The sequence below is a fragment of the Ruegeria sp. genome (assembly GCF_965221235.1).
Lineage (GTDB): Bacteria > Pseudomonadota > Alphaproteobacteria > Rhodobacterales > Rhodobacteraceae > Ruegeria.
In genome coordinates this window covers 1,792,945-1,819,244 of the sequence record NZ_CBDCRS010000004.1, presented here as the reverse complement: position 1 = coordinate 1,819,244, position 26,300 = coordinate 1,792,945, and the positions used below count along the sequence as shown (strand labels likewise).

The window sequence follows — 26,300 nt, the reverse complement described above, 5'->3', positions numbered from 1 at the left end:
AGGCCCTAGCGAGGTACGGGAAAGTTGTTATAGTCCCTTAAAACAACAGGGGGCAGGACAATATGGACAATCGTTTGCGCAAAATCACCATCGTTGGCGGCGGCACGGCAGGCTGGATGACCGCGCTGATCATGGACATGGTGTTTTCTCGCACTTCAGGACCCAAGGATCGCCCGCAGATCTGCCTGATCGAAAGCCCCAATATCTCGACCGTCGGTGTCGGCGAGGCCACGGTGCCACGTATGCCGGTCACATTGCGTCAGGCCGGCATCTCGGAACGGGACTTTTTCCGCGAGACAAACGCATCGTTCAAACTGGGCGTAAAGTTCTGCAACTGGAACAAGGATGCCAAGGGCAATCGCATCGACTATGTGAACCCCTTTGCCCACGGTCAGATGGTCGAAGGGTTGGAAGCTGCCGAGTATTTCCTGCGCTTTGGCAATGGCGACCGGGATTTCACCCAATCCATCTCTCCGCATGATCATCTGGGCCGTCTGTGCAAAGGCGCACGGCAGTTGGGCCAACCCGAGTTTGAGCAGCGCTTTGGCTATGCCTATCATCTGGATGCGGTGAAATTCGCGGGCATGCTGACCAAGGTTTGCACCAAGCGCGGCGTGGAACATATTCAGGATGAGGTGCAGGCGGTCGAGCTGGATGAACAGGGCAATGTCAGCCACCTGATGCTGGAACGCGCAGGCCGCCATGACATCGAAATGGTTGTGGATTGCACCGGCTTCCGTGGCTTGATCATCAATCAGGCGCTGGGCGAGCCGTTCCTGGACTATTCGGACTACCTGCCTAACGACCGCGCCATGGCGTTGCAGATCGAACATCCCGACCCCGAAAAGATCGAAAGCCTCACGCGATCGACCGCTCTGGGCGCGGGTTGGACGTGGCGGGTGCCGCTCTATAACCGTGTGGGCACGGGTTATGTGTTTTCTTCAGCCCACCGCACGGATGACCAGGCGGCGGATGAATACCTTGAGTGGCTGGGCGACAGCGGCAAGGGCCTGACACCGCGCGTGATCCCCATGCGTGTCGGGCGTGTGGAAAATGCCTGGGTCAAGAACTGTGTTGCGATCGGCCTGTCTGGCGGATTTATCGAACCGCTGGAAAGCACCGCGATCCACATGATTGATCACGCCGTCCGCTGGTTTGCCGAGCATCTGCCTACGCGCGACATCGAGCCATCTCTGCGGGCCAGATACAACCGTCAGATGGACAAACTCTATAACGAGGTTCTGGAGTTCATCTGCCTGCACTATCGCCTCGGCAACCGCACAGACGATCAATACTGGATCGATGCCCGCACCGAGATGAAGCTGCCGGACCGGCTGGCCGAGAACCTCGAACTGTGGCAGCACCGCCTGCCGATGGATCACGATGTCGAGTTCGCCACGCTGTTTGACCACCGCGTTTATCAGACAGTTCTGTTGGGCAAACAATCGTATGACACGGGCTATGGCACCGGCATTCGTGATCGTATCCGGCCGTTGAAGAAACCGATCTGGTTCCAGGGTATGAAGCGCGCAAAAGCTGACCTTGCGCGGATTATCAAGACAATGCCGGACCATAAGACACTGTTGCGCGATATTCGGGGGGAACTGGACAAACCGGCCTTCGGCATGGCGGCGGCCATGAAACCGACAGTGGCCATGCCGGGTGCCAAACCCGCCCCTGTCGCAATTCAGAACATGCCCAATTTTGCCGAAATCCAAAGCGGCGCAAAGGACCTACAACTGTTCTGAACACGCAAGGCGTCGAGCTGCGCGCCTAAGGCAACCGCCATGTTTGCGCGCCTTTGGGCCTTATCGTTGCGATTGTTTGGGCCGTCATGAAGACGGCACAACACAGTTTGCGATCCCTGCAAGTTTTCAGGTTGACCTTTGGTCACGAACGGGGAATGCAGCCACATACGAAAAGCAGTGAGGCTCAGATATGTTCGACCGGCTCCTCGTCATCCTTTCCCAGATCGAGTGGCGATACGTCTTGGGCTACGAGCCTCTTGAGATCATCGCAACGCTTTTTGGCGTCGTCAGCCTGATCCCGCTGGCCCGGGAAAAGATGTTGGCATCGCCGCAGGGTATCGCATGGGCGGCATCGGATGGTCTTTGATACACAGATTCCCCGGCAACCGGACACAGCTCTGCGCGAGTTTGTAGAGCTTTCCGAGGCCGAGAAGGCCCCGTACCTGCAAGACCGGTTCGATCAGGGTTTTGACGGCTATTCCTACTGGGGGCAGAGTGACAGCAAGAACCAGTATGACACGGATATGCTGCATTCCTTTGTCATCTCGGAGTTCACGCCACCCGAACGTTTCCCCGCCGGGTTTCAGCGCTTTTTTGAGACCGATTGGGCCGATCTGCGCAAGACTGTACGAGAGGTCGAGCGTGAGATCATTGCTACACTTGACGTGCCCGGTCTGGACGAACTGTACGAAGAGTCCATCGGGCACATGGTGTCGTGCAACTATTACCCCAAGACGCAAGGCACGCGCCAAACCGCCCGTGGCAACACGCGCCTGTCGCGGCACAAGGACGTGTCGCTACTGACAACCTTTGTCTTTGGGCTGGATGCAGGGATGTCCTATGTCGACGCGGAAGGCGCTGTACAGGAGATGGGACAAAAGCCGCATGTCCTGTCATTTCCCGGTTACCTGATGGAAGTGTTGAGCGCAGGCCGCGTCCCTGCGTTGGAGCATCAGGTCGACCTGCCTGAGGATGCCCTGTCTGAACGGTTTTCCTTTGCCTTCTTTTCGGTTCCGAGACCCGGTTCTGAAATGCGCCTGCCCGGTCTGGAGCTCAGCGCCGAGGCATACCACGCGCGCTATCTTTCACTGTTTTGAGGCACGGCTATTTGTTGCGCAGAAACACGGCGCGCTAATTTCAATCTGATTGTGGTCCTGAGTGCATATCACTCTGTCAACAACGCCGAGAGCGCACCGGCCCCTTTTTGCAATGTGCCTAAGAACGACATCAGGCTGCCGACATCATGTCGCTGAGTTGGGGCGTGAACCGAAAGCGTGCCAACCAACCTGCCCTGCCCATCTTGAACAGGCACGGCAAGGGCCGCCATTCCGGTCATGAACTCTTCGTCATCCGTCGAATACCCATTCTCGGATATGCGTCGAACTTCCGCCTGCAAAGCTTTGGGCTCAATCAATGAGCGTTCGGTCCTAGGCTTCAGGTTCCCCGCTGAGAGAAACCCTTCCAACATTTTCTGCCGAAGCGTCGACAGGTACATCTTGCCACTGGCCGTACAATGAAACGGCACCTGCGTTCCAACAGGCAACTGAATCCTCAAAGGCCATTTGGTTTCCACCCGATCCAGATAGATCATCCCTTCACGGTCCGGAACGGCAAGGTTGCAGGTCTCTCCGACCTCCTCGGCGACGCTGCGCAGGATAGCCAGACGGGCGGTACGCAGATGTTCAGCAGACATTGTGTTGACCGATAACAAACGCAGGCGACGCCCCGGCCCATAGGACCGCCCATCCAGATCACGCTGTAAAAACCCTTCGGATTCGGCGGTCTGTAGCAGGCGGTGTACCGTCGGTTTGGCCAGGCCCAATGCCTCGATCAAATCCGATGGTTTAACCGGAACCCCACGCCGCGCCACCTCTTCGAGGATCAACAGCAGACGTAGATTGGTGGGGATCTGAGCTTCTTTTTCTTGTGTTTCCGTCTCGGTCATCCCCTTACAGTCTAGTTATTTGGCAGCAGGATCAAGGCCAGATCAGGCACCAGTGACACCAATATCCAAACAGACAACAACGCTGCCAGATAAGGTACCGTATAGCGCAACAGGCGGAAATACGGCACGCCCGTCACGCCTGAGGCCACGTACAGGTTCAAACCATAAGGTGGTGTAATGAACCCGATGGACGCCCCGACAAGGAAAATCACCGAGAAGTGGATCGGATCAATTCCGACCGAGGCCGCAATCGGCGCAAGGATCGGCGCGAGAATGATGGTCACAGGCAGGCTTTCCAGCACCATGCCCGAGAAGAAGACGATGACCATCGAGGTGAACAGAACCGCGTGGTAACCGCCCATCGACGTCACAAAGTTTCCGATGGTTTCCTGCGCCCCCAGCAGAGACAAGATTTGCTGCATCACCACTGAGATTGCGATCAGCGGCGCAAGGATACCGGTGATCTGGGCTGAGCGGATCACAATTGACGGAATCTCCGGGATCGTGAAGCCTTCGACCACGAACATCTCGGCAAAGGTCTTTTCGGTGGGTGGAATGTCATTCCGCGCGCCCATGATGCGGTTGATGGGATAGCTGACCAGGCCTGCGATGACGCAGAAGCCCACGGTCACGCCCGCCGCTTCGGTCGGGGAGAACTTGCCTGTATAGATGCCCCACAGCACCAGCCCGATAGCGAAGAAACCGAGCCATGCGCCGAACGCGGTTTTCAGAACGCGGTTCAGTTGCAACGGGATCAGGTGGCCCCAGCCGTTCATGCGACAGATGATCCAGCAGGCAAGTTGCATCCCCATCACCATCAGCGCACCGGGCAGAATCCCGGCCACGAACAGCTCGGAGATTGGAAGGTTCATCAGGAATCCGTAGACGATGAAGATAATCGACGGCGGGATGATGATCCCCACCGTGCCCCCCGCCGCAGCGGTCGCCGCGCTGAACCGTTCGTCATAGCCGCCCTTGACCATCTCGGGGTGCAGCATCGAGCCGATGGTGGCCGTTGTGGCCGAGTTCGATCCCGAGATTGCCGCGAACAGCCCGCAAGCCCCAAGCGAGGCCATCGCCAAACCGCCGCGTATCCAGCCCAGACAGGAATAGGCGAAATCGCTGAGCCTGCGCGCAATGCCGGATTTGTTGATCAGGTCTCCGGTCAGGATGAACAGGGGCATTGCCAGAAGGGCGAACCCCTTGTTGAAGACGTTCAACAGCTCGGCGCCCATATTGTCCAGCGTCAGGCCAAGGACGAAGGAACATCCGATCACCCAATAGCCGATAACCAGCAGCACCGGCACGCCCAGCATGAACAGGAAGGTGACCCCAAGCGAGATCAGTGTGACCATGGTTCCATCTGTCATCAGTCTGCTCCGATAACGGCCTGCTTGATCAGCGGCTCGCCTGTTTTCCAGTTGTGCAGATCGTCGGCGAGGTTCTGAAACACTCGCCCAACCATCAGAAAGAACGACAGTGGTGCGGCCAGAAGGAACCACCACTGCATGATGTTGTCGGTCCCCAGAACGATCTGGAAATTGGACGCCGAAAGCGCCACCAGTCGAGTCGTGGTCACGATGACGATCACTGCAAAGATGAACCACAGAACCGCGTCGAGGATCAGGCACGCCAACTGCCCACCACGGGGCATCGCAGTGCGGAATTCACTAAAGCTTAGATGCGTGCGCAGGCGGACGTTGTAGGACGCTCCAAACCAGGCCATGACCATGAATAAAAGCGGAGGAATGGTGGTCGACCACGGCTCTTGGTCGTTGAAGACAAAGCGGTCGATCACGCCCCAGAAGATGATCAGGGCGATGGCAAGGTAGGAATACACCATGACCGAACGCTCAAAATGTCGTTCGACAAAAGGCACTGCCCGATAGATCAGCATGATCACGAACCCGCCAAGGGCCGAGGCAATCGCGCCCAACACCCATGCGGCATCGGACTCCAACGCGGATTGAATCTCGAACGAATCCCGGCTCAGAAAGGCGCTGAAAATCGCGCCTATGTCTGCCCAAAAAGACATGTACCCCGTCCTCCCAGTCGGTATTTGGTTGAACCGGCCCGGTGTCGGGCCGGTTCTGTAAGTCTATCAGGCCTGGCCCATCCACCAACGGCGCGGCTCGACGTTTTCCGGCAGTGTATCTGCCGGAATCTCGCGCGCGATGTCGTAGATTTCCTGATAGGTGTCGATGCCACCGGCCCATTTGTTCAGACGCTCACGCCACTGCGCCCAAGGCTCCGGGTTGAAGTTCGGCGCGCACATCTCTTCGGCCAGTTTGATCTGGTCGTCGGCAAGGAAGGCCGGGCGGACACCATTTTCGGCAAAGATCGTGTCAGGCAACTGCGGGTCCGAGAAGCCAACGGTGTTCAGCAGCGCGGCTTCATTCGCACCCTGAATCAGGGCCTGTGTGAAGTAAGACGACTCCATCACCGCGTCCTGCAGTTCGCCACCCAGACTGTCGAAGACCTTGGCCGACATCGAAGTATGCTCGGTGCCGCAGAAGAACTTCAGGTTCACCGATTGCGATACCACCGGCGCCATGTTGGCATAAGCCACGGCCGAGGCCCATGTCTCGGCCCCGTCGATCAGACCGGTTTTCAGCGCGTCCAGCGTTTCCTCCCACGCCACCGGCACCGGGTTCAGGTTCAGCAGCTGCATCGCGATGCGGCCCAACTGCGTGCCGGTCACCCGGTTCTTGGTGCCGAACAGCTCTTCCAGCTTGGTGACGGTCGGCTTGTCGGAGAAGGTCGAGCCCATTTGCAACCCGCGCAGCTCACAATGGGTGAACAGGAATTTCAGCCCGTGCCGTTTCTCCAGCGGATCGCGCAGGATGCGCTGGCTCGCGGGGCTATAGAAGAAGTGATACTGTGCCGCCCGGCTCGGGAACATATAGGCATAGTCAAGCACGTTCAGATACGGCGCGCCACCGGCCGAGTTCTGCGTTGACGCAGCATAGATATCGACGATTCCCTGCTGGGTTTTCTCAACACAGCTCAGCTGACCACAGATTTGGTTGTCACCGATGAACTCAATCCGAATCTCACCATCTGTGCGTTCTTCAAGATCGCGCGCGAACTCGATCGCGCCTGCGCGTTCGATCAACAGGTTGCGCGTGTTGAAGCCCGACGCGCCGAACTTCAGCGTGTGTTTAGGCTCTTTCGAGAATCGTTTTTCGTATGTGGATTCCGCTGCTTGCGCCAAATTGGCCAGACTCATCGCCCCACCAAACCCGCCGGCCGCCAGCAGAGTTGAACTCATGCCATAGCGGCCCGCCACGCGAAAGAAATCCCGCCGAGAAATCCCACTTAGTTTCTTACCAATCTCCATTGCTTACCTCCCTGATCGCAATTAATGAGACGTTTTGTTTCAAAAAAGGCTAGTATAATTCCTGCATCTTGCATAGAGTTTTTTTCAGCGACTTTGGGAGGAGGCGATTATGGAAGTGGATTATGCGATTGTCGGAGCCGGTTCTGCGGGCTGTGTCATCGCCAATAGGTTAAGCGCCGATCCAAACACCAAAGTCGCCCTGCTCGAAGCCGGGGGCCGCGATACCAACCCGTGGATTCACATCCCGGTGGGCTATTTCAAAACTATGCACAACCCCTCGGTCGACTGGTGTTACCGGACTGAGCCTGATCCCGGGTTAAATGGTCGGTCCATCGACTGGCCACGCGGCAAGGTGCTGGGCGGGTCATCTTCTTTGAACGGCCTGCTCTATGTCCGGGGACAGCAGCAGGACTATGACCGCTGGCGGCAAATGGGGAACGAGGGCTGGGGTTGGGATGACGTACTGCCTCTGTTCAAACGCAGTGAAGATCAGGAACGCGGCGAGGATGAGTTCCACGGCGTTGGCGGTCCTTTGTCCGTATCCAACATGCGTATTCAGCGCCCTATCTGCGATGCCTGGGTCGCGGCGGCGCAGGCAGCAGGCTATCCGTTCAACCCCGACTATAACGGGGCCGATCAGGAAGGCGTGGGGTATTTTCAACTCACAACCCGCAATGGTCGACGGTGCAGCGCCGCTGTGGCCTATCTCAAGCCCGTGCGCGATCGGTCAAATCTGAATATCATCACCAATGCGCTGGTAACGCGCGTGGTTTTGGACGGCAAAAAGGCCACGGGACTGGCGTATCGTGATCGGTCCGGGGCTGAACAGATCCTGAAGGTCCGGCGTGAGATCATCCTGTCGGGCGGTGCAATCAACTCGCCCCAGATTCTGATGCTTTCGGGGATTGGCGATCCGAACCATCTGAAGGAAAACGGCATCGAGCCTATGCATGCACTGCCCGGAGTCGGCAAGGGATTGCAGGATCATCTACAGGCGCGTCTGGTCTTTAAATGCAACGAACCCACCCTGAATGATGAGGTTCGAAGCTTGTTCAATCAGGCACGCATTGCCCTAAAATACGCGCTGTTCCGCGCTGGCCCGATGACCATGGCCGCCAGCCTTGCGACGGGTTTTATGAGAACCCGGCCTGACGTCGAAACGCCGGACATTCAGTTTCACGTCCAACCCTGGTCCGCCGACAGCCCGGGCGAAGGTGTCCACCCCTTTTCGGCTTTCACGATGTCAGTCTGCCAATTGCGACCCGAAAGCCGTGGCGAGCTGCGTCTGGATGGGCCGGACCCGGCAAAGCACGTCAAAATCTTCCCGAACTACTTGTCGACCGAGACAGATCGCCGGACGATTGTCGATGGCGTGAACATCGCCCGCAATATCGCTCGTCAGAACCCTCTGGCCTCGAAGATTTCTGAAGAATTCCGTCCAACTTCCGCGCTGAATTGCGACGACTACGAAGGCACTTTGGATTGGGCCAAGTCAAACTCAACCTCGATCTATCACCCGACCGGCACCTGCGGGATGGGCAATTCGGCAGCGTCGGTTGTGGATGCAAGACTCAAAGTCCACGGGATCGGCAACCTGCGGGTCGCGGATTGTTCGATCATGCCAGAGATCGTCAGCGGCAATACAAATGCACCAGCGATCATGATCGGAGAAAAGGCCAGCGACTTGATAGCGGCGGATGCCTGACAGGCGAGATCTGATGCTCGCCTTTGTAGGCAATAAGTAGAGGAACGCTTTTAGTGTCGTTTCCAGGGTTAGCCGGGGCGATCTAAAGCGAGCCGTGCGGGCAACCAGAGGTTCGAGAGGTGATTGATCGCGCCCATAAGGTTCTGTCCGAGACCTGCGAAAAAGGGCGAGCAGATGCCTGCCCCCCTATTTCCTTCCAGCCACAATCCGATCCAGGATGAGCGCACAAAACAGAATTGCCAGGCCCGCCAGAATGCCCTGACCCGCAGCTGCGTATTGCAACGCCTCCAGCACGTCTTCACCCAGACCTTTCGCACCGATCAGCGAAGCGACAACAACCATGGCCAGCGACATCAGGATGGTTTGGTTCACGCCTGCCATGATGGTCTTATGTGCCAAGGGCAGGTCCACGCGCCAAAGCAGGTAGCGGGGTGTTGCACCGAAAGCCAAGGCAGCTTCGCGCACGGTTTCCGGCACCTGTTGCAACCCAAGGACTGTGAAGCGGATCACCGGAGGGCTGCCGAAAATCATCGTTGCGACCACACCTGCGGGCTTGCCCGATCCGATGAAGGCCACAACCGGGATCAGATAGACGAAGGACGGCATCGACTGCATGAAATCCAAGATGGGTCGCACGATTGCAAAGGCGCGCGGGCGGCGAGCGCAATAGATGCCCAGCGGAATGCCCAACGTGATCGAGATCAGCGCTGCTGCGCCCAACAGGGCAATTGTGGTCATCGCCTTTTCCCAGAAGTCCAGCAGGCCCAAATAGGCCAGCGCCGCTCCGGTGAAGATCGCCACGCGGGGACCAGCCGATAGGTAAGCCAGCATGATGATCACCAAAGCCACCACCGGCCAAGGCGTATCGACCAGCACGACCTCGATCCAATCCAGCAGGGTGCGCATCCCATATGTTAGCCCGTCGAAGAAGCCGCGCCCGGCGGTCTTGGTCCACTCGAACACCGCCTGCACCCCGTCGCCTACATTCAGACGCCAGTCGCGGTTGGTGGGGAAGGTCTTTAGGACGGCCACTGCATCCGGCTGCGCGAATTTGATCATCGACAGGATCACAACCACGGCCGTCAGCGCCGTCGCGACAATCAGCCGGGGGATCGACCAGCCGTTTGCGACACTGGGGTCCGACCGCCAGCGCGCGAATTGCCCTTCCAAGGTCCAGTTGGCCAAAGAGGCCGCCAGAAACTTGACCGCCAGCAGCAGGACGATCCCGATCAGCAGATAGGTGACGCCGGTGGAATCCGCCGTCCGCGCAGCCTCTTGTGCGCCCGCGAGAGCCCCTTCGAGGGACTCGGCCGCACGTTTCAATGACTCCAATGTGGCTGAACCGGATTGCTCGGCCGCTGCAATTTGCTGGCGGCGCAGTTCCAGAGTCTGCTCGATCTGTACGGCCCGTTCTCGGAATTCGCGACCCAGATCACCGAAGAGGCCAAGCCCGATCTGGATGTAAGCCAGCGTTTCCAGCACCAAAAACCCAAGGAACCAGGACCAAAGCCCCCGTGCCCCGAACCAGATCGGCCCCAGGATCGCCGCCGCCTTGTTCAGCGTAAAACGATAACCGGGGGCCTGCATCATGTAGGCGAAGGTCTTTTGGTAGTAAGCCTGCCCCTGCCCCACGAAATCTCCGATCAACCCATTCAGGCGGTCGGCGGTTTCCGGTTGGATCTGTTGCATATCAACATGTTTCATAGCGGTCCCCTTATGCCTGACTGTCCTGAATCGCGCGGATCAGACCCGCGCGGTTGATCACGCCCACGGTCTTGCCGTCCTGCGTCACCGCCACAACTCCGTGGCCGTCAACGCAGAGGTTCATCAGGTCCGCCAAATCCATATCCGGATGCGCTTCTTTTGCGTCGCCCGGCACTTCGCCGTGATGCGCTTCGAACTCATCGACCGGTTTCATCACCGCATGCGCGAAAATCATGTTGAGTTTGGAAATCCCGGCCACGAAGTCGGCGACATAGTCGTCAGCGGGGTTCAGAATGATCTCTTCAGGCGTGCCGATCTGCACGATGCGCCCATCCTTCATGATCGCAATGCGATGGCCGATGCGGATCGCTTCATCTAGGTCATGCGTGATGAACATCGTAGTCTTGTTCAGCTTGTGGCTCAGCTCCATGAACTGATCCTGCAACTGCTTGCGGATCAGCGGGTCGAGGGCCGAGAACGGCTCATCCATCAACAAAATCTCGGGGTCAGCCGCAATAGCACGGGCCAGACCCACGCGTTGCTGCATCCCGCCTGACAGCTCATGGGCGTATTTGTCTTCCCAGCCGTTCAATTCGACCAATTCCAGCACCCGGTCTGCCTCTTCCCAGCGGCGGGCCTTGCCGGTGCCACGGATTTCCAGCGGCATCGCCACGTTGTCGCGCACGGTACGGTGGGGCATCAGGCCGAAGTTCTGGAACACCATCGCGACGCGACGATTGCGCAGGTCGCGCAGGCCCTCGTCATTCAGGCCCATCACGTCATCGCCATCTAGGTAGATATGGCCGTCGGTGGGCTCCAGCAGGCGGTTCACGTGACGCACCAGAGTCGATTTGCCCGAACCCGACAGGCCCATGACGCAGAACAACTCACCCCGCTCAATCTCAAAACTGGCATCAGCCACGCCGACCACACAGTTGAAGCGCTCTAGCACCTCTGCCTTGCTCAGCCCCTCGCTGTGGATCGCGTTCAATGCCTCCTTCGAGCGTGCGCCGAACACTTTCCACACGCCTTTTGCGTCGATTGCGATATCCGCTGTCATATTGGCCCCATCGGAATTGTGTTGGTTTGCGCCCCCGACAGGCGAAGGCGCGCAGGTTTTAGTTGGTGGTCAGACCCAGCCAGCTGTCGACGGTATCGCCATTGGCGGCGATCCATTCGGCCACGACCTCATCGGTGTCGCGACCTTTAACGACGACCTCATAGGTCAGGCCACTCAGCTCACCTGCATCCATGTCGATATTGGCCAGGAAAGAGGCCGCCGCCGGGTTGCGCTGTTCCAGCGATTTCGAATGCGCCACTGTCACGGTCTTGACCGGCTCACCCGTACTGACATGGGACTTGTTGAACCAATCCGCGTCCTGATCGGGCTGAACCATCTTGTAGGTGGTCGCGTCATGCTCGGGCTCTTCCAGAATGGTCACGTCATACAAGGCGTGGACGTAATGCGGCGCATAGCAGTAGAACGCTGCGCCTTTCTTCTGGTCGATCTGATCTTTCAGCCGCGAATAGAACACGGTTTCGTCCTCGGTGGTCGGCGTTAGGAAGGTCTCGATCCCATAGTCCCGCACCCGCACCTTGAAGGTGTTGGTCGAGGCCCAGCCTGAGGCACCGACCCAGACCTCACCCATGCCGTCGCCATCCGAGTCAAACAGCTCTTGCGCGACCGGCGTGGCCAGATCGTAGATCGAGCGGATGTTGTGATCTTCGACCATGTAGTTCGGCACGCAAATCCCGGCGCGGCCTTCGTAGCTGCCCGAGGACAGCGCAACAGTCCCCTTCTGGTCGACATATTCATCGGTGAAGGATGACTGGTTCGGCAACCAGACATCGGGATGCACGTCGATATCTCCGCGGCCGCCATCCATGGCGGCAAAGATGACCGCATTTGCGCCGGGGGCATAGCCCGCTTCGCCGCCCAAGCGGGTTTCGATGACCTGACCGATCACCCGGCTCATGATTTTGGCGCCGGGCCAGCTGGGTTCACCCACCATGACCTTCTCTTGAGCCATCGCCGTTGTTGCCCCCAAAGCCAGAGCCAAGGTTGTCGTAAGCGTCAGTTTTTTCATATCTTTTCTCCCGTTGCATTGAATTACATGCGCCTTCAGGCGCGCGCCCGCTTGCGTTGCGGGTCTATGAATGGAATGTCCGAGACGGTGGCCCGCAGGCGTTTCATCCACCCGTCGAGCTGGCCGATCTCTAGTTGCGTGCCGTTCTCCGCGTGTTCGACCGAAAGCCGCGCCATGGCGATTGCGTGTTCCAGCATCGGTGAACGTGTGGCTGACGTGACCGTCCCCACCTGCCGCTCACCCGCATAAACCGGGGCGCCATGGGCAGGCACATCATCGCAGCCGATCGAAAGTCCTTTGAGCACCCGACGCGGCTCACGTGCATTGCGTTCCAGCGCAGCTTTGCCGGTGAAGTCGGTTTTGGTCAGATCGACAGCAAAGCCCAACCCGGCCTCAAACGCGTCGACGCCCGGCGCGAATTCTGCATTGGCCGCTGCCAGCCCAGCTTCGATCCTAATGATATCGAGGGCGGCCGAGCCCATAGGGGTGATCCCGAATTCTTCCCCGGCGGTCATGACAGCGTCCCAGATTTCGACGGCATCAGACTTGGAGCAGAAGACCTCATACCCCAATTCGCCAGTATAGCCCGAGCGAGACAGCATGAACGGCGCACCCTCACGGTCGTTCAGCCGCGCGACAGTGACGCCGAACCATTTCAAATGGTCCAGACTGGGCACATGCGGTTGGGTAAAGGCGATTTTGCGCAACAGGTCGCGAGACTTCGGCCCTTGAATGGCGAGGTTCGGCATCGCCCCGCGCAGCGCGTGGACCCGCACCTGCAGACCGCGCGCATCGGCCAGTTCCTGCAATGCCCGCCCGCTTTCCTCGGCACCGCAACACCAGCGGAAAATCTCGGGCGCGAGGCGGAACAATGTGCCATCGTCGATGACAGAACCGCTTTCGTCACACATCAGCGTATAAGACCCTCGCCAAACCGGCAGTTTCGCCACGTTGCGCGTTGTCGCCAATTGCATCAAAGCCTCGGCATCCGGGCCGACGATGTCGAATTTGCGCAACCCGCTCATGTCCTGCACGGTCACCGCCTGACGGCAGGCCCAGTATTCGCCCAACGTGCCAAAAGCGGGATAACTGACCGGCGCCCACAGGTCGCGCGCCGGGGCAAAATGCTGCGTCAGCGGCGATAGGCGGTCATGAAAGGCGGACTCCTGACTGATCGACATGGGCGCGTCTTCCTTTTCGCGATAGGCAACCGCCCGGCGGATGGGCGTTTCGGGACGGTAGATGCGCACATGCACATCGGTCGGGTTCCAGCCATTGATCGGGTCGATATCGTCCGGGCAGGCGGTCGAGACGCAGACCAGATCATCGAGCGCGCGCATGGCGACATAGTCACCCGGGCGTGAATGAGATTCTTCGGTCAGAATGTGATGGCTCGTCGGGTCGATCCACGTGTTCCAGAAGAAGTTGATTGCAGGCCAGGCCGCCCGTCGGGCCACGCCATAGGGCACCAAAGCGTTTGACATATTGTCCGAACAGTTCAGATGGCCGGGAAATCCCCGCTCTTCATAACCCCGAGCGGTGCAGGCCAGCCCGAAGGTGTCGTGCCGACCGCATGTATCCTGCACCACGTTCAAAAGCGGGCGCATCTCACGATCAAAGAACTTGTCCAGCAAGCCGGGGCCGGGATAGGCGCGCCGCACCATCGACCGGGTGGCGGTCGAGTCGATCGTCCACTCTTGCCCCTGATCCAATCCAGCGGCCCGCAGCGCCATGAAATCAGAACATTGCTGGCCTTCAACGTCGATGATCTGAACAAATTCACCAGCCTTCAGCTCATAGGCCAACGCGCTGCCGCGTTGCACGGTGAATTCGTCCCGCGTGTCGCCCAGCAAAGGCGGTAAAAACGGCCCTTTGGTCGCCGCCGGCTTGTGCAGGACCGTGATATTCCCGGTCGCAGCGCCTGCGATCACCCCTGCAATCCCGGCAGCACAGATCACCCAAACCGTAACCGCGCGGTCCGCGCGGTGAATCAGCGGCCCGGGCGCATGGTCCAGCCTGTGACGCGGAACCTGCCGATCTCCGCCCTGTGCCGTGATCCAAGCCAGCAGTCGTGAACTGTCAAAGTCACCCCATTCGACCAGCCCGGTTGCCGTCAAACTCAATGCCGATAGTCCCGGTTGCCCATCGTCATAGAAAGCCACAACATCTAGTGCGTGCTCTGGACCAACCCCTTCTATCGAAAGTAAATCTCCGGGCTTTGCGACCAGTCGAGCTGCTTCACGTGGGGCAAGGACATGCGTTCGGGTGTCAGACGCCTTTGGAAATCCGGGGAACAGGCGACCGGGGCCGTCAAACCCTGAATTCGTGAACGTATGTAAGACAGATGACCCCTGCATATCGTTGCCGGATTCCCAAAATGTAACTAGTTACAGAGGTTGATGAAACTAGTTACATATGTCAACTCTTTACTCAGAAACCCGCGGAACGGACCCAAAAACTCAGCATGGAAAAAGCCCCAGAGCCTAAAAAACGCGCAAACCTCAGAGATGTAGCAAATGCTGCCGGCGTATCCGTTGCCACCGTCTCGCGGGTGTTGAACGAACCGGCGGTTGTCAAAAAGGACACGCTCGAGAAAGTTCAGGCCGCCATTGCGGATCTAAAGTTCGTCCCAAGCGCGGCAGCCCGCGCGATCAACTCTGGTCGCACCCGTTTTGTTGGCGCCCTTGTCCCGACTCTCGACAATGCGATCTTCGCGCGTTTTCTAGCAGCACTCGAACGCAGGCTTTCAGACCACAAATTATCTCTGGTGGTTGCGACTACCGAAGCAAATCTGGATATCGAAGCCGAGAAAGCCAAAAGCCTGCTGGATATCGGCGCAGAGGGCCTGATCATCACCGGAGCGACACACAGCCCGGCGTTTCACGAACTGATCGAACGCACAATGTTGCCAACAATCATCACGTCTTTCTTTGATCCGGATAACCCGCTGCCAACCATCGGATACAACAACGCAGCCGCGGCGCAACTTGCCCTAAAGCACCTTGCTGACCTCGGCCATCGGGACATCGCTGTCGTGCATGGCCCTGTTCACGACAATGACCGCACCCGAGAACGCCTTGCCGGCCTCAAAGCCTTTCCCTATGACGGAAGGCTTTCGACATTCGAAACCGAGATCAGCCATCAGGGTGGTGCGGATGTTGCAAAACGCCTTGGTGACCTGAGCACCAAACCAGACGCAATTCTTTGCCTGTCTGATGTCGTCGCCCTAGGGGTTTTACTTGGCCTTCAGGCGCAGAAAATCGCCGTCCCGGACCAGATCTCTATGGTGGGGGTGGATGACCTTCCCACGTCGTCCGTGTCCGTTCCGCCACTGACAAGTGTGCATTTACCCGTTTCTGAAATGGGTGATCGCGCAGCGGATGCGTTGGCGCACTGGATCACAGCCCACAAAGCGCCTGAACCCGAAGAGCTGGCCACACACCTGGTGGCCAGAAAGTCCACCAAACGACGTTGAAACAAGCGGCGCATAGTGGACGTCAGAAAATCGCAACCAAACCATGAAGCCGGGGACGGTTTTGCTTAGTCAACTTGGGTGCTGAGTGGATTCTTTGTAGTAAACCAAGGCTTGAGAAAATCTTGCCTATTCTTGCCAACTCTTTGAAAAAAGTGGTGAGCCGTGCAGGATTCGAACCTGCGACCCACTGATTAAAAGACACCTCACTGGATTTATACGGTTGGTGCGCTTTGGTGCAGTTTATCATCTAAAACAATTGGTTATCATCTTTTTGCAACGAACATCAGTCGGTTGACAGTGCGCCGAAATGCGTCTTAGTGAAATGGTCTGTTGCAAAAAACGTTGCAAAATTTGGACCAGACAGATGACCACAGCAATTGATTTTCGTCGAGATTCTCAGCTTCTGAAAGCCGCTCCCGGCATGTATCGGCACAAGGGCGATGCCTTCCCCGGCCTATATCTCAATGTCGGTAAACGGCGCTCAACTTGGTATCTCAAGGCGCGGGTTAACGGCAAAACCAAGTCAGTCAAACTCGGTGTATTCCCGATCATGACGGCGGCGCAGGCGCTCAAGCAGGCGTCAAAGGAAACGGCCCACCATGGCAATGAAACAACCGCCGCTATCCGCAAGGTGAGCGACGCTTGGCGCGAGTATGTTGCCGATGCGCTAGCGAACGAGCGGGCGTCGGAAAAACACCTGACCGACATGGAGCGGAAGCTGGAACGGTATGCGTCAGACATACTCGACAAGAGCCCAACGCAGGTTTCGCTTTTGGATGTCCGCCGTTGTTTAAACGCGATTCCATCGGTCTCGACTCGGCACCATGTCAAAGCCGGAATCAACAACGCCTATTCAATGCTCGATATTCCGACACCAATCCAGCGCGGTAAGATCAAGCTGAAACAGGTGGGGTCACGAGACACCTTTTGGAAAGTCTTATGCGACTCTGATGAAAACATCGACAGACGAGATTGGTCGCCCATGTGGGAAGCAATCATGGCTGTAAAAAACCCACTGCGCCGGATCGCTTGGGTCGTATTGCTTTTCACCGGCATCCGCGCAGATGATGTCCGCTCGCTACGTTGGGATCAGGTGGACCTACAACGCAAAACCATTCGCCTACCGAAACTAAAAAATGGCGAAGACCGGACTCTACCGATTTGCGAAACAGTGGTTCGCGCACTCTTGTCGATCCGAGGCGGTGGCTCTGAGCAAGTGTTCCCGGCGTCGTCCCAAACGGGTTACTTAGATCATCTCGACGCCCTCAGGCATCCGGCCATTATACGAGACAGCGGACGCACCGACAAAAACGGCGAGCCTATCATGGAGGGTGCACCGGTCTTACGCCAACATGATGCACGTCACCATTTTACGTCGGCATGTGGTCCCGCGCGAATTCCATCATATGCGGTCGCATTTCTCCGGGGTGACATAACATCCAAAGATACCGACGACGACATGGCGATGCATTATCAAGAAGACCTCGCCATTGAGGATTTGGTGGCCGACATTGAGAACGTAATTTTGCTACGCATAAAGCAAACACCTGATTTCGAACTTGAACTCAGCGACTAAGCGCACCATGTTCGATACGCGCCTAATGCCGCGTCGTGAGACGCCGCGCACCGTTATGGTGGGCGTGAGACTAGCCTAGGGAGCGCCGCGCTGGAAGCGGCCCTAGGTGATGAGCCGAACCAGCGAGTATCAACGGAGGCCTCTGTCTGTTCATGATTGGACAGAAGGAAACCGTCGATTATGGCTACGTCCGAACTACGCGCGCTCGAACGGCGCATTAAAGAGCTGGAAATACGGCTTAACCTCCCACAACTGATGACACCCCGGCAGGTGTGCGAATTCCTCCATATCTCAGAACGCCAGTTCTACGAATGGAAGAAGGCTGGTGATACACCTCCCGCAATCTACTGGTCAGAACGCACTGTGCGGTATGACCGTGATGCGGTGATGGCTTGGGCGAAACAGAAAGAAGTGGGGCAGGTTTAACGACCCGCCCCACATGATCAGTGATGCCGCAAGTACGTTGGATAACTCGCTTATAATCGAGCACGCGGCAACTCTGAACTTGTGATGCGGGTCCAACCTGAAAATGGAATGGACAAACATCTAAACGAATCCGCCGGTATTATGCTCCGCCTATTTGACGGATATGAAAAACGGCACATTGAAATGGGTGGCGAATTGGCCGCCAACGACAAAGGCAAAGTGAATGGTAAAACGCAAACGGTGTCGGGCCCGCTGACCACCCAATTGGTTGCACGTCACATCGCCGGTGAAAAGCCCGTTGGCGTTGCTCCCGTGCGTGTTGATAGCACGTGCACCTGGGGCGTGCTCGATGTTGATTGCTACGATATGCCCGAAGACGACGTTTTCGCCCTCCGTGAACGTATACATGCACGCTCTGCCGCTTTCAGAACAAAGTCGCGCGGTTTGCACATTGTTGTGTTCGTGGACGAACCCGTGCCCGCGAAATTGATGCATCGGTATCTAGTCGCGCTACGCAAACGATTGCCAAAGAACGTGCAACAGAAGACCGAAGTGTTTCCAAAGGAAACGCAAACGGTGGTGGCGCCTGACAATGAACCAACGGCAGTCTGGTTGCCAGTCAACGGCCAGAAACGCGAGTTCGCTTGGTTGATAGATCATGAGAGTATGAAAGGTGCTCTCGACGAGATCAGCACGTCAATGTTGCTCGATCACATCGATAAACACTGTCGAACACCTACACAGATCGTAACCGATATCGTTAATGCTACACCAGCATTCGACACTTCGGAAATCGGCTACAAGGTGCCTGACAATCCAGCTGGACGAAACGATCTATTAATGAGGGTCGCTATGTCGATGCAGGCGCGCGGCTGGCCTGATACGGAAATGGATGCGGAAATTCGAAGGCTAAATGGCGACACTGGTTTCCACGAACTGTTCGTTGATGGCGCACTACCCGAAGCAGAAATCGTGAACCTGCTGCGCTCCGCGAAAAGACGCGAAAAAGGCACGCCAACACCACTCCACTATCGGCTGGTTGAAAAGTTCAATCGCGAATGGGCTGTAATGCGTGTCAACGGGCAGGTGGAGTTCCTGAACCGTGAAGAGGGCGAATGTTACGCCAAGAACGCGTTTCTTGATGCCACCGCACCCCAAATGGTCATGCTGGGCAAACATCGCACGCCGATATCAAAACTCTGGTTGCATGACATCGATCGAGCCGAGTATCGCGGCATTGTTGTTGAACCACCAGACTATAACGGCCCCGGCTTCAATGTGTTTAAGGGCTGGGCGTGCCAACCTCAAAATGGCAATTCAGAGCTTTGGGAGGAATACATCCAAGATCTACTATGCTCAGGCGACGCGGCTTTGGCGCAATGGGTAATGACCTACCTAGCTGACGGCGTACAACGGCCATGGTCGCATCATCCCGGCAGCGCGCTTGCGCTACGAGGTGGACAAGGAGCTGGTAAATCGTTTCTTGGGCGCGCGATACGAAAACTCGTTGGCCCTGCACACGCGCAGCAAATAGCGGAATCTGATCGCATGTTTGCGCGCTTCAATCGTGGTCTGTTCGGATCAACATTTGTGTTGTGTGAAGAATCTTTGTTTGCCGGGTCGTCGCGACAGGCGGCAATTGCGAAATCGTTCATTACCTCAGATACGTGGTCGTATGAACAGAAGTATTTGGCTCAGTTTGATGGCAAGAATGTCCACCGCATCATTGCGACAACTAATGACGATCAAGCTGTTCACATCGACCATGACGACCGCCGTTGGACTGTAATCGAGGTACCCACGCGGTTTGATAGTCACTCAAAGGAAGCAATAGCGTGGTGGGAGCCATATTACCGGCTGATTGACGACAACCCAGGTGTTGTTCTCGACTACCTTTTGCAGTTTGAAGTCGACCACGACTTAATCCGCTATGGACACGTCACCGAAGCTAAATCGCGTGACAAGGTCGCTTCTGATCCGCTGTTGGCTTTGATGGACGAGATCGCTGAAACCGGCGTTTTGCCAGATGACCTCAGCGGCGCAGGCAAGGTATCAACCGCAACACTTGCGAGGGAGTGCTATGCACGAGGAGCGTCGCGAAAAGACCATCCAAGGAAATTTTCCAACCAAATGCGCGACAAGTTCGGCGCACAAACTGCTGGCCGCAACTGCACGTGGATTGAGACTGTACATCGTGGAACCGATAGCAATGGTATCCTGACAGTGACGCCGGTTTATTCGACCGATAGGCCGGGTGTGGTATTGCCTCCGTTGTGTGAATTTCGTCGGTTGGTCGCCCGCAAAACAGGTAACACCTACCCAGAAGATGGCGAGTGGCGCGTCTACCAGCCGCCTAACCCTGGGTACGACACCGATCCCAATGGTGGTGATCCTGATGCGGTTGAAAAGTATCTGGCGCAAAGGTGGGTGCGAGACGAAACACCGTTTTAAGCCATCAATCGGCGCACATGAATGCTATGTGTTCTTTGTGCGCCGCTTAACTTTTTGATAAAGCTTTTCGAGCAAAGTTTGAATCGGCAGGGTTCCCCTGAGGTTTGATTTGTGATTCACCCTTTTTGGGAGGATCAGGAATATGCCAGCACCGTTGCCAAAGGAACTACGAGATCGTTTTGCGCGCTTGATCGAAGAAGGGCTGTCAGGGAGGGAGGCGTCGCGCCGTCTTCAGGTGTCCGCCGCGACCGGTGCGCGTTGGAGACGCCAGATACACGCGTCTGGCGCGGCCCAAATTGCCCCGATGGGGCGTCCACCGGGCAGCGGAAAGTTGGCACCGCATGTCGGGTTCTTCCGCGAGTTGTTAGCTCAAGACCCCGACATTACCCTTTTCGAGTTGCGCGATGCGCTTGCCGATGCTGTGGGGATCACTGTTCATCATTCGGCCATTGCCGGATTGTTGAAGCGCCTTGGCTTCACTCACAAAAAAAGTCGCTGGTGGCCACCGAACGCCGTCGCGCCAAGGTAAGACGACAGCGCGACGATTGGTCTGCTTATCGTTCGCCAGCCATCGCCCGAATGCCGGACCGCGTGGTGTTCATCGACGAAACGGCGGTAAAGACGAACCTCACCCGGCTCCGTGGCTGGGCACCTCAAGGAGAACGGCTGACCATGGACGCGCCGTTTGGCAGTTGGGGTAGACGTTTGGCGAGGTTGAGGTGTGCCTTGCAATCTCAAGGCCTCGCCAATGAATTTTTGAACCCGCCGATCTGGCTTTCCCAGATCATCATCGCCAGCGAGCATCATAAAGTAATCGAAAGCGATTCCACTGGATTGCCCTGGTAGTCCCAAGATTATGGCCTCAGCAAACTCCCTGCGTTCTAGGCTCAAGTCCGTGAAGCCATTAATCCCAGCGTATTCCAAAGCGCGACAAAACAAAAAAACTGCCTCGGCTTTCAATATGCCTGACCGGGATGAAGTTCGTTGACGGTTTTCATAGACAGATATGGCCATTTTTTCGGGGCCGGTTTGCTCACAAATTGAAACGAACTCTTTGACTCCGTGTTCACCGAAACCTCGCCCCTCACGAGTGTCAGAAAAGAGCGTCCAACCAGAAAATTGGCAGAACCGTTCCACGGTTTTTTGCGTGCTGGTGTAGCGAGCACTGATTGAGAAAACTGCGTCAATTACACAAAGCGGAAGAGAGGCATAGCGATACTCGCCCGCCAAGACTGGAATCTCGAGTTCAGTTTTCTCAATTTGATCTGCTAGCTCTGCAACCAAAGACATAGAGACAAAGTTCAAGATCAAAGCCCATCATGTCGACGATAAGTGACATTAGGTAGACATCTAAGTTGCCGTCAGTCAAGAAAATTGTCACTGATCGTCTGTAGACTGATTGCCGACATTTGCGGCCTGACTGCCGCATGGACATTCGTGCTCGGTTAAGCTTAAACATGCGCAGACTGCGCCAGTCGAAAGGCTGGTCGCAGGAAGAATTTGCGCATGAAGCTGGCTTGCACAGGACTTATATCAGCGATCTTGAGCGCGGAGCCCGAAATCCCACGATTACCGTCGTGGACAAGTTGGCGAAAGCACTGGGTGTCAAGGTCGGCGCTTTGCTAGACTGATCAAGGATTAACAGGCGTGGCGATCAACAGACGAAAAACTCTGGTCGATTTGAGAGAGTTTCCCCGAGCGCTTGAACTTTCGAGAAACCTATATCGCGAGAAAAAGCATCTTAGCCAATCCCAAGAATGTGTGAAAATTGCTGAGCTGCTTGGTGTGTCCAATGTTGCTGTATGGCATGCCTACAATCGCGGTGATCTAGGTGTTCCATCTCCTTACCCGGCGAGAGCGGAAGCGTGGGCGCGAGGAGAAGCCTATTATGTTGCTACTGACCGTCCATGTCGAAAATGTCATGGAGAGCGTAGGATACCCGGTGACGACACATGTTATGACTGCGAACAAGTCCGGCGCGACAAAGTGCGGAAGCCTTAAGGGATTGAATGAGTTCAATATAGACGTTGCAAATTTGTTGCAAAAAACCGAAAACCGCCGAGCCATCGCCCAGCGGTTTTTCGTTTCCGATCAATCGGTTAAAGTGGTGAGCCGTGCAGGATTCGAACCTGCGACCCACTGATTAAAAGTCAGTTGCTCTACCAACTGAGCTAACGGCCCACTCTTTTGTTGGATCTTGCCGATCCGTGGCGCTCTCTAAGGCATTTTCCCGGATGGGTTCAAGCCCTAATTTGCGCCTCGTTTCACCGTCACTTAACTTGTTTCCGGCGTCCCGATAGGCGGCCTAATTAGGCAGGTGGCGCGGGGGGGTCAACCCCTTTTTTCAGGAATCTTCACCGCAGGGTGGATTCCTTTGCAGCGCAGGGTTATATGCCCGCCATGCAGCGAATACTGACCTCTGGTTTGCCCTTCATGAAGATGCACGGGCTGGGCAATGACTTTGTCATTGTGGATGCGCGCGCGCGATCTGTTGAGATTTCGCCCGCTCTGGCACAGGGAATCGCCCATCGCCAGTTTGGCGTCGGCTTCGACCAGTTGGCCGTCATCGAAAACGGCGACTCGGATGCGCATCTGGTGTTCTATAACGCCGACGGGTCGACTTCGGCCGCCTGTGGCAATGCCACACGCTGTATTGCGCGGTTCCTGATGGAAGAAACCGGGAAAACCGATCTGACCCTGACCACCGGGCGCGGTACCTTGTACGCGCGGGATGCCGGGGATGGCCTGACCTCTGTCAATATGGGTCAACCGCAGTTGAACTGGGACGAGATTCCGCTGGCCGAAGAGGTCGACACGCTGGAACTGCCAATCGAAGGCGCGCCGACCGCCACCGGGATGGGCAACCCGCATTGCACCTTTTTTGTCGAAGATGCCGAAGCGATCCCCCTGACTGAATTTGGCGCGCGGTACGAATATCACCCGCTCTACCCCGAACGCACCAATGTGCAGGTGGCGCAGGTTATCGGACCGGATCACATCCGTATGCGAGTCTGGGAGCGCGGTGTTGGGATTACTTTGGCCTCGGGCTCGTCCTCTTGCGCAACTGCCTTAGCTGCGGCCCGTCGAGGGCTTACAGGACGCAAGGTGCAGATTGATCTGGACGGCGGCACCATCTGGATCGACTGGCGCGAGGATGGGGTCTGGATGACCGGACCGACCTGCCATGTGTTCTCAGGCACGTTGACGCCGGAATTCCTGAGGTCGCAGGGATGAGCGCGCCGAAATTCACCACTCTGGGCTGCCGCCTGAACGCCTATGAGACTGAGGCGATGAAGGAACTGTCGCAGCAGGCGGGTCTGACCGACGCCGTGGTGGTGAATACTTGCGCGGTTACAGCCGAAGCAGTGCGCAAGGCGCGGCAAGAGATCCGCAAACTGCGCCGGGAAAATCCGGACGCGCGGCTGATCGTGACCGGTTGTGCTGCACAGACCGAGCCTGAGACCTTTTCCCGGATGGAAGAGGTCGATGCTGTCATCGGCAATACCGAGAAGATGCAGCCTGAGACCTGGAAAGGCATGGCGGCGGATTTCATTGGCGAGACTGAGGCGGTTCAGGTCGATGATATCATGTCTGTCACTGAAACCGCCGGTCACCTGATCGACGGTTTTGGCACGCGGTCACGGGCCTATGTGCAGGTTCAAAATGGCTGTGATCATCGCTGTACCTTCTGCATCATCCCTTATGGCCGCGGCAACTCGCGCAGCGTCCCTGCGGGCGTCGTGGTGGACCAGATCAAGCGGCTGGTGGATCGAGGCTATAACGAGGTCGTACTGACCGGCGTGGACCTGACCTCGTGGGGTGCCGACCTGCCTGCGCAGCCCAAGCTGGGCGATCTGGTGATGCGAATCCTGAAACTGGTTCCTGACCTGCCGCGCCTGCGGATCAGCTCGATTGATTCCATCGAGGTTGATGAAAACCTGATGCAGGCCATTGCGACCGAACCGCGCCTGATGCCCCATCTGCACCTGTCGCTGCAGCACGGCGACGACCTGATCCTGAAGCGGATGAAACGCCGCCATCTGCGCGATGACGCCATCCGTTTCACCGAAGAGGCCCGCAGACTGCGCCCCGAGATGACCTTTGGCGCCGACATCATCGCGGGCTTTCCCACCGAGTCCGAGGCGCATTTCGAAAACTCGCTGAAACTGGTCACCGACTGCGACCTGACCTGGCTGCATGTCTTCCCCTATTCCAAGCGCGAAGGCACCCCTGCGGCACGGATACCGCAGCAGATCAATGGCAACATCATCAAGGACCGCGCTGCTCGTCTGCGTGCGGCTGGTGAGGCTCAGGTCGCCAAACACCTGACCGCCCAGATCGGCAAAACCCATCACATCCTGATGGAGAACCCGCATATGGGCCGTACCGAGCAATTCACCGAAGTCACGTTTGACACGCCGCAAACCGAGGGGCAGATCGTGACAGCAAAAGTGCTGGGTTGCAGCAAGACACAGTTGGTTGTCTGAGGCAGCCCCAACTAGCTGACAACAGCTGCCACAGCGGCAGTGTCATAGTATTCTTCATATTCGCAAACCAGCCCGTCGCGAAAACGGCAAATGATCACGATGGGCGTCTCTACCGTCTTGCCGGTGTCTTTATGCGTCCAGGCACATGTACCGATACCGACAACCCGATCATCCTGAGCGATAGTGTCCTTCAGCGTCCAATGCTGCATCTCAAATGCACGGGTCAGGTCCTCGAGGTATTCCTGCATCTCGGCCCGCCCATCGCGCGAGCAGCTGAATTCCAGCCCATACTGACCCCGGCCCAGCGAGCGCATGCACAGGTCCTCGGTTGTGTATTTCTCCCACATTCCGACGTCAGACGCCTTGCAGTCGTTCCACTCGGCGAACGCCTTGCGCATCTTTTCGACATTGCTTTGCGTGTCCATGACCCGCCCTCCCAAATGAATTCCGTTGAAAATGCGTTGCCCCAGAACAATGAGGGGCAAATCGAGTATAACACCGGGACGGTCGCAAACAAAAAAGGCCCGGCGTTGCGCGCCGGGCCTTTCGTAACTCTTTGGAGTGTCTGATCAGGCGGTCTTTTTGCCCTTAACGCCTGCCCACAGGCGCTTGTTGACAAGGTACAGCAGCACCGACAGCAGCGACAGGAAGATGACGCCGACAAAGCCCGAGTATTTGCGCTCCATCAGCTTCGGCTCGGCTGTCCACATCAGAAACGCGGCGATGTCCTCAGACATGGCTTCGACAGTTGCCGGGTGGCCATCAGCGAATTCCACCTGATCGTCCGACATCGGCGGCGCCATCGAGATCCAGCCTCCGGGGAAGGCTTTGTTCTCGTACAGGGTCGCGCCCGCTTCGGTCTTTTCCTCACCGGTATAGCCATCCAGCAGCGAGGCGATGTATTCCGCGCCACCCATACCCTTGAACAGCTGGTTGATACCCAGACCGTAAGGGCCGTGGAAGCCCGCACGGGCCTTTGCCATCAGGCTCAGGTCAGGTGCGCCAACGCCGTTATTGGCCGGGAAGTGATCGGTTGGGATCGCCGGGCGGAAATCATCCAGCTCGGGATCGAACACTTCGAAGTTGCCTGCCGCATAGGCAATGACTTCTTCTTCCGAATAGCCCAGCGCTTCGAGATCACGCAGAGGCACATATTGCAGGCCGTGGCAGGCCGCGCAGACCTCGGTATAGATCTGAAGACCGCGTTGCAGCTGGTTCTGATCCCAGGTGCCGAACGGCCCCTCGAACGAAAAGTCGAAGTCTTCGATGTGCTGCTCACCGCCACCTGCTGCGAAGGACGCAGCAGGAGCAAGGGCCAGAGCAAACGCGGCACCGATTGCAAGTTTCTTGAACATG

General features: G+C 57.1%; 23 protein-coding genes and 1 tRNA gene. 12 read left to right on the top strand and 12 right to left on the bottom strand.

The window, feature by feature from the left end:
• The first annotated feature begins 62 nt into the window (after nt 1-62).
• The 3 genes from ACOQOY_RS12130 (at nt 63) to ACOQOY_RS12120 (ending at nt 2,845) form a co-directional block, all read left to right on the top strand.
• Nucleotides 63-1,748, top strand: coding sequence for a tryptophan halogenase family protein (locus tag ACOQOY_RS12130; RefSeq protein ID WP_420585670.1), 1,686 nt, complete (start codon nt 63-65; stop codon nt 1,746-1,748).
• Between the two features lie 190 nt (nt 1,749-1,938).
• Nucleotides 1,939-2,115 carry a hypothetical protein gene (locus ACOQOY_RS12125; protein ID WP_420585669.1) on the top strand — a complete coding sequence of 59 codons (177 nt, stop codon included), beginning with the start codon at nt 1,939-1,941 and terminating at the stop codon, nt 2,113-2,115.
• Nucleotides 2,105-2,845: a 2OG-Fe(II) oxygenase family protein gene (locus tag ACOQOY_RS12120; RefSeq protein ID WP_420585668.1), complete on the top strand. Its 741-nt coding sequence runs from the start codon at nt 2,105-2,107 to the stop codon at nt 2,843-2,845. The genes ACOQOY_RS12125 and ACOQOY_RS12120 overlap by 11 nt, the downstream gene beginning before the upstream one ends.
• Nucleotides 2,846-2,913: 68 nt before the next feature.
• On the opposite strand, the gene ACOQOY_RS12115 is transcribed toward ACOQOY_RS12120, so the two are convergent.
• The 4 genes from ACOQOY_RS12115 to ACOQOY_RS12100 all read right to left on the bottom strand — a co-directional run bounded on the left by ACOQOY_RS12115 (nt 2,914) and on the right by ACOQOY_RS12100 (nt 7,033).
• Entirely contained in the window at nt 2,914-3,693 is a 780-nt protein-coding gene (locus tag ACOQOY_RS12115) for an IclR family transcriptional regulator (protein ID WP_420585667.1), read from the bottom strand.
• A gap of 11 nt (nt 3,694-3,704) precedes the next feature.
• A complete protein-coding gene (locus ACOQOY_RS12110; protein WP_420585666.1) occupies nt 3,705-5,063 on the bottom strand; it encodes a TRAP transporter large permease in 1,359 nt (452 codons plus the stop codon).
• Nucleotides 5,063-5,728, bottom strand: a complete 666-nt coding sequence (locus ACOQOY_RS12105) for a TRAP transporter small permease (protein ID WP_420585665.1) — start codon at nt 5,726-5,728, stop codon at nt 5,063-5,065. The genes ACOQOY_RS12110 and ACOQOY_RS12105 overlap by 1 nt, the downstream gene beginning before the upstream one ends.
• A gap of 66 nt (nt 5,729-5,794) precedes the next feature.
• Entirely contained in the window at nt 5,795-7,033 is a 1,239-nt protein-coding gene (locus ACOQOY_RS12100; RefSeq protein WP_420585664.1) for a TRAP transporter substrate-binding protein, read from the bottom strand.
• A gap of 109 nt (nt 7,034-7,142) precedes the next feature.
• Here ACOQOY_RS12100 and ACOQOY_RS12095 point away from each other — a divergent pair, with 109 nt between their 5' ends.
• A complete protein-coding gene (locus tag ACOQOY_RS12095) occupies nt 7,143-8,738 on the top strand; it encodes a GMC family oxidoreductase (RefSeq protein ID WP_420585663.1) in 1,596 nt (531 codons plus the stop codon).
• Nucleotides 8,739-8,924: 186 nt separating this feature from the next.
• Here the strand turns inward: ACOQOY_RS12095 and ACOQOY_RS12090 are convergent, their stop codons facing one another.
• The 4 genes from ACOQOY_RS12090 to ACOQOY_RS12075 are packed head-to-tail and all read right to left on the bottom strand — an operon-like array spanning nt 8,925 to nt 14,652.
• Nucleotides 8,925-10,442 (bottom strand): ABC transporter permease, encoded by a 1,518-nt coding sequence (locus ACOQOY_RS12090; RefSeq protein WP_420585662.1) that lies wholly within the window; start codon nt 10,440-10,442, stop codon nt 8,925-8,927.
• 10 nt (nt 10,443-10,452) lie between these two features.
• Entirely contained in the window at nt 10,453-11,502 is a 1,050-nt protein-coding gene (locus ACOQOY_RS12085) for a quaternary amine ABC transporter ATP-binding protein (protein WP_420585661.1), read from the bottom strand.
• Between the two features lie 58 nt (nt 11,503-11,560).
• Nucleotides 11,561-12,529 (bottom strand): glycine betaine ABC transporter substrate-binding protein, encoded by a 969-nt coding sequence (locus ACOQOY_RS12080; protein ID WP_420585660.1) that lies wholly within the window; start codon nt 12,527-12,529, stop codon nt 11,561-11,563.
• A 35-nt stretch (nt 12,530-12,564) separates the two neighbouring features.
• Nucleotides 12,565-14,652, bottom strand: coding sequence for a DUF1989 domain-containing protein (locus ACOQOY_RS12075; protein ID WP_420585659.1), 2,088 nt, complete (start codon nt 14,650-14,652; stop codon nt 12,565-12,567).
• A 341-nt stretch (nt 14,653-14,993) separates the two neighbouring features.
• Here ACOQOY_RS12075 and ACOQOY_RS12070 point away from each other — a divergent pair, with 341 nt between their 5' ends.
• From ACOQOY_RS12070 to ACOQOY_RS12050, 5 genes are all read left to right on the top strand, one after another.
• Nucleotides 14,994-16,004, top strand: a complete 1,011-nt coding sequence (locus tag ACOQOY_RS12070) for a LacI family DNA-binding transcriptional regulator (protein WP_420585658.1) — start codon at nt 14,994-14,996, stop codon at nt 16,002-16,004.
• A 364-nt stretch (nt 16,005-16,368) separates the two neighbouring features.
• Nucleotides 16,369-17,580: a tyrosine-type recombinase/integrase gene (locus tag ACOQOY_RS12065; RefSeq protein WP_420585657.1), complete on the top strand. Its 1,212-nt coding sequence runs from the start codon at nt 16,369-16,371 to the stop codon at nt 17,578-17,580.
• A gap of 180 nt (nt 17,581-17,760) precedes the next feature.
• On the top strand, nt 17,761-18,006 hold the full coding sequence (locus tag ACOQOY_RS12060) for a helix-turn-helix transcriptional regulator (protein ID WP_170411291.1): 246 nt from the start codon (nt 17,761-17,763) through the stop codon (nt 18,004-18,006).
• A 108-nt stretch (nt 18,007-18,114) separates the two neighbouring features.
• Complete coding sequence (locus ACOQOY_RS12055; RefSeq protein ID WP_420585656.1) at nt 18,115-20,457, top strand: DUF5906 domain-containing protein; 2,343 nt, start codon at nt 18,115-18,117, stop codon at nt 20,455-20,457.
• 142 nt (nt 20,458-20,599) lie between these two features.
• Nucleotides 20,600-20,986 (top strand): transposase, encoded by a 387-nt coding sequence (locus ACOQOY_RS12050; protein WP_420585655.1) that lies wholly within the window; start codon nt 20,600-20,602, stop codon nt 20,984-20,986.
• Here ACOQOY_RS12050 and ACOQOY_RS12045 read toward each other — a convergent pair.
• Nucleotides 20,938-21,747: a hypothetical protein gene (locus ACOQOY_RS12045; protein ID WP_420585654.1), complete on the bottom strand. Its 810-nt coding sequence runs from the start codon at nt 21,745-21,747 to the stop codon at nt 20,938-20,940. The two genes, ACOQOY_RS12050 and ACOQOY_RS12045, sit on opposite strands and share 49 nt — an antisense overlap.
• Before the next feature lie 167 nt (nt 21,748-21,914).
• Here ACOQOY_RS12045 and ACOQOY_RS12040 point away from each other — a divergent pair, with 167 nt between their 5' ends.
• Nucleotides 21,915-22,088 carry a helix-turn-helix domain-containing protein gene (locus ACOQOY_RS12040; RefSeq protein WP_254429689.1) on the top strand — a complete coding sequence of 58 codons (174 nt, stop codon included), beginning with the start codon at nt 21,915-21,917 and terminating at the stop codon, nt 22,086-22,088.
• Between the two features lie 474 nt (nt 22,089-22,562).
• Here ACOQOY_RS12040 and ACOQOY_RS12035 read toward each other — a convergent pair.
• Nucleotides 22,563-22,638: transfer RNA gene (locus tag ACOQOY_RS12035), tRNA-Lys, on the bottom strand.
• Between the two features lie 210 nt (nt 22,639-22,848).
• On the opposite strand from ACOQOY_RS12035, the gene dapF reads away from it, so the two are divergent.
• A complete protein-coding gene (dapF, locus tag ACOQOY_RS12030) occupies nt 22,849-23,691 on the top strand; it encodes a diaminopimelate epimerase (RefSeq protein WP_420587241.1) in 843 nt (280 codons plus the stop codon).
• Nucleotides 23,688-24,944, top strand: coding sequence for a tRNA (N(6)-L-threonylcarbamoyladenosine(37)-C(2))-methylthiotransferase MtaB (gene mtaB / locus ACOQOY_RS12025; protein ID WP_420585653.1), 1,257 nt, complete (start codon nt 23,688-23,690; stop codon nt 24,942-24,944). The genes dapF and mtaB overlap by 4 nt, the downstream gene beginning before the upstream one ends.
• An 11-nt stretch (nt 24,945-24,955) precedes the next feature.
• On the opposite strand, the gene ACOQOY_RS12020 is transcribed toward mtaB, so the two are convergent.
• Both ACOQOY_RS12020 and ACOQOY_RS12015 read right to left on the bottom strand, forming a co-directional pair.
• On the bottom strand, nt 24,956-25,369 hold the full coding sequence (locus tag ACOQOY_RS12020; RefSeq protein ID WP_420585652.1) for a nuclear transport factor 2 family protein: 414 nt from the start codon (nt 25,367-25,369) through the stop codon (nt 24,956-24,958).
• Nucleotides 25,370-25,513: 144 nt separating this feature from the next.
• On the bottom strand, nt 25,514-26,299 hold the full coding sequence (locus ACOQOY_RS12015) for a cytochrome c1 (protein WP_420585651.1): 786 nt from the start codon (nt 26,297-26,299) through the stop codon (nt 25,514-25,516).
• Between the last annotated feature and the right edge of the window lies 1 nt (nt 26,300).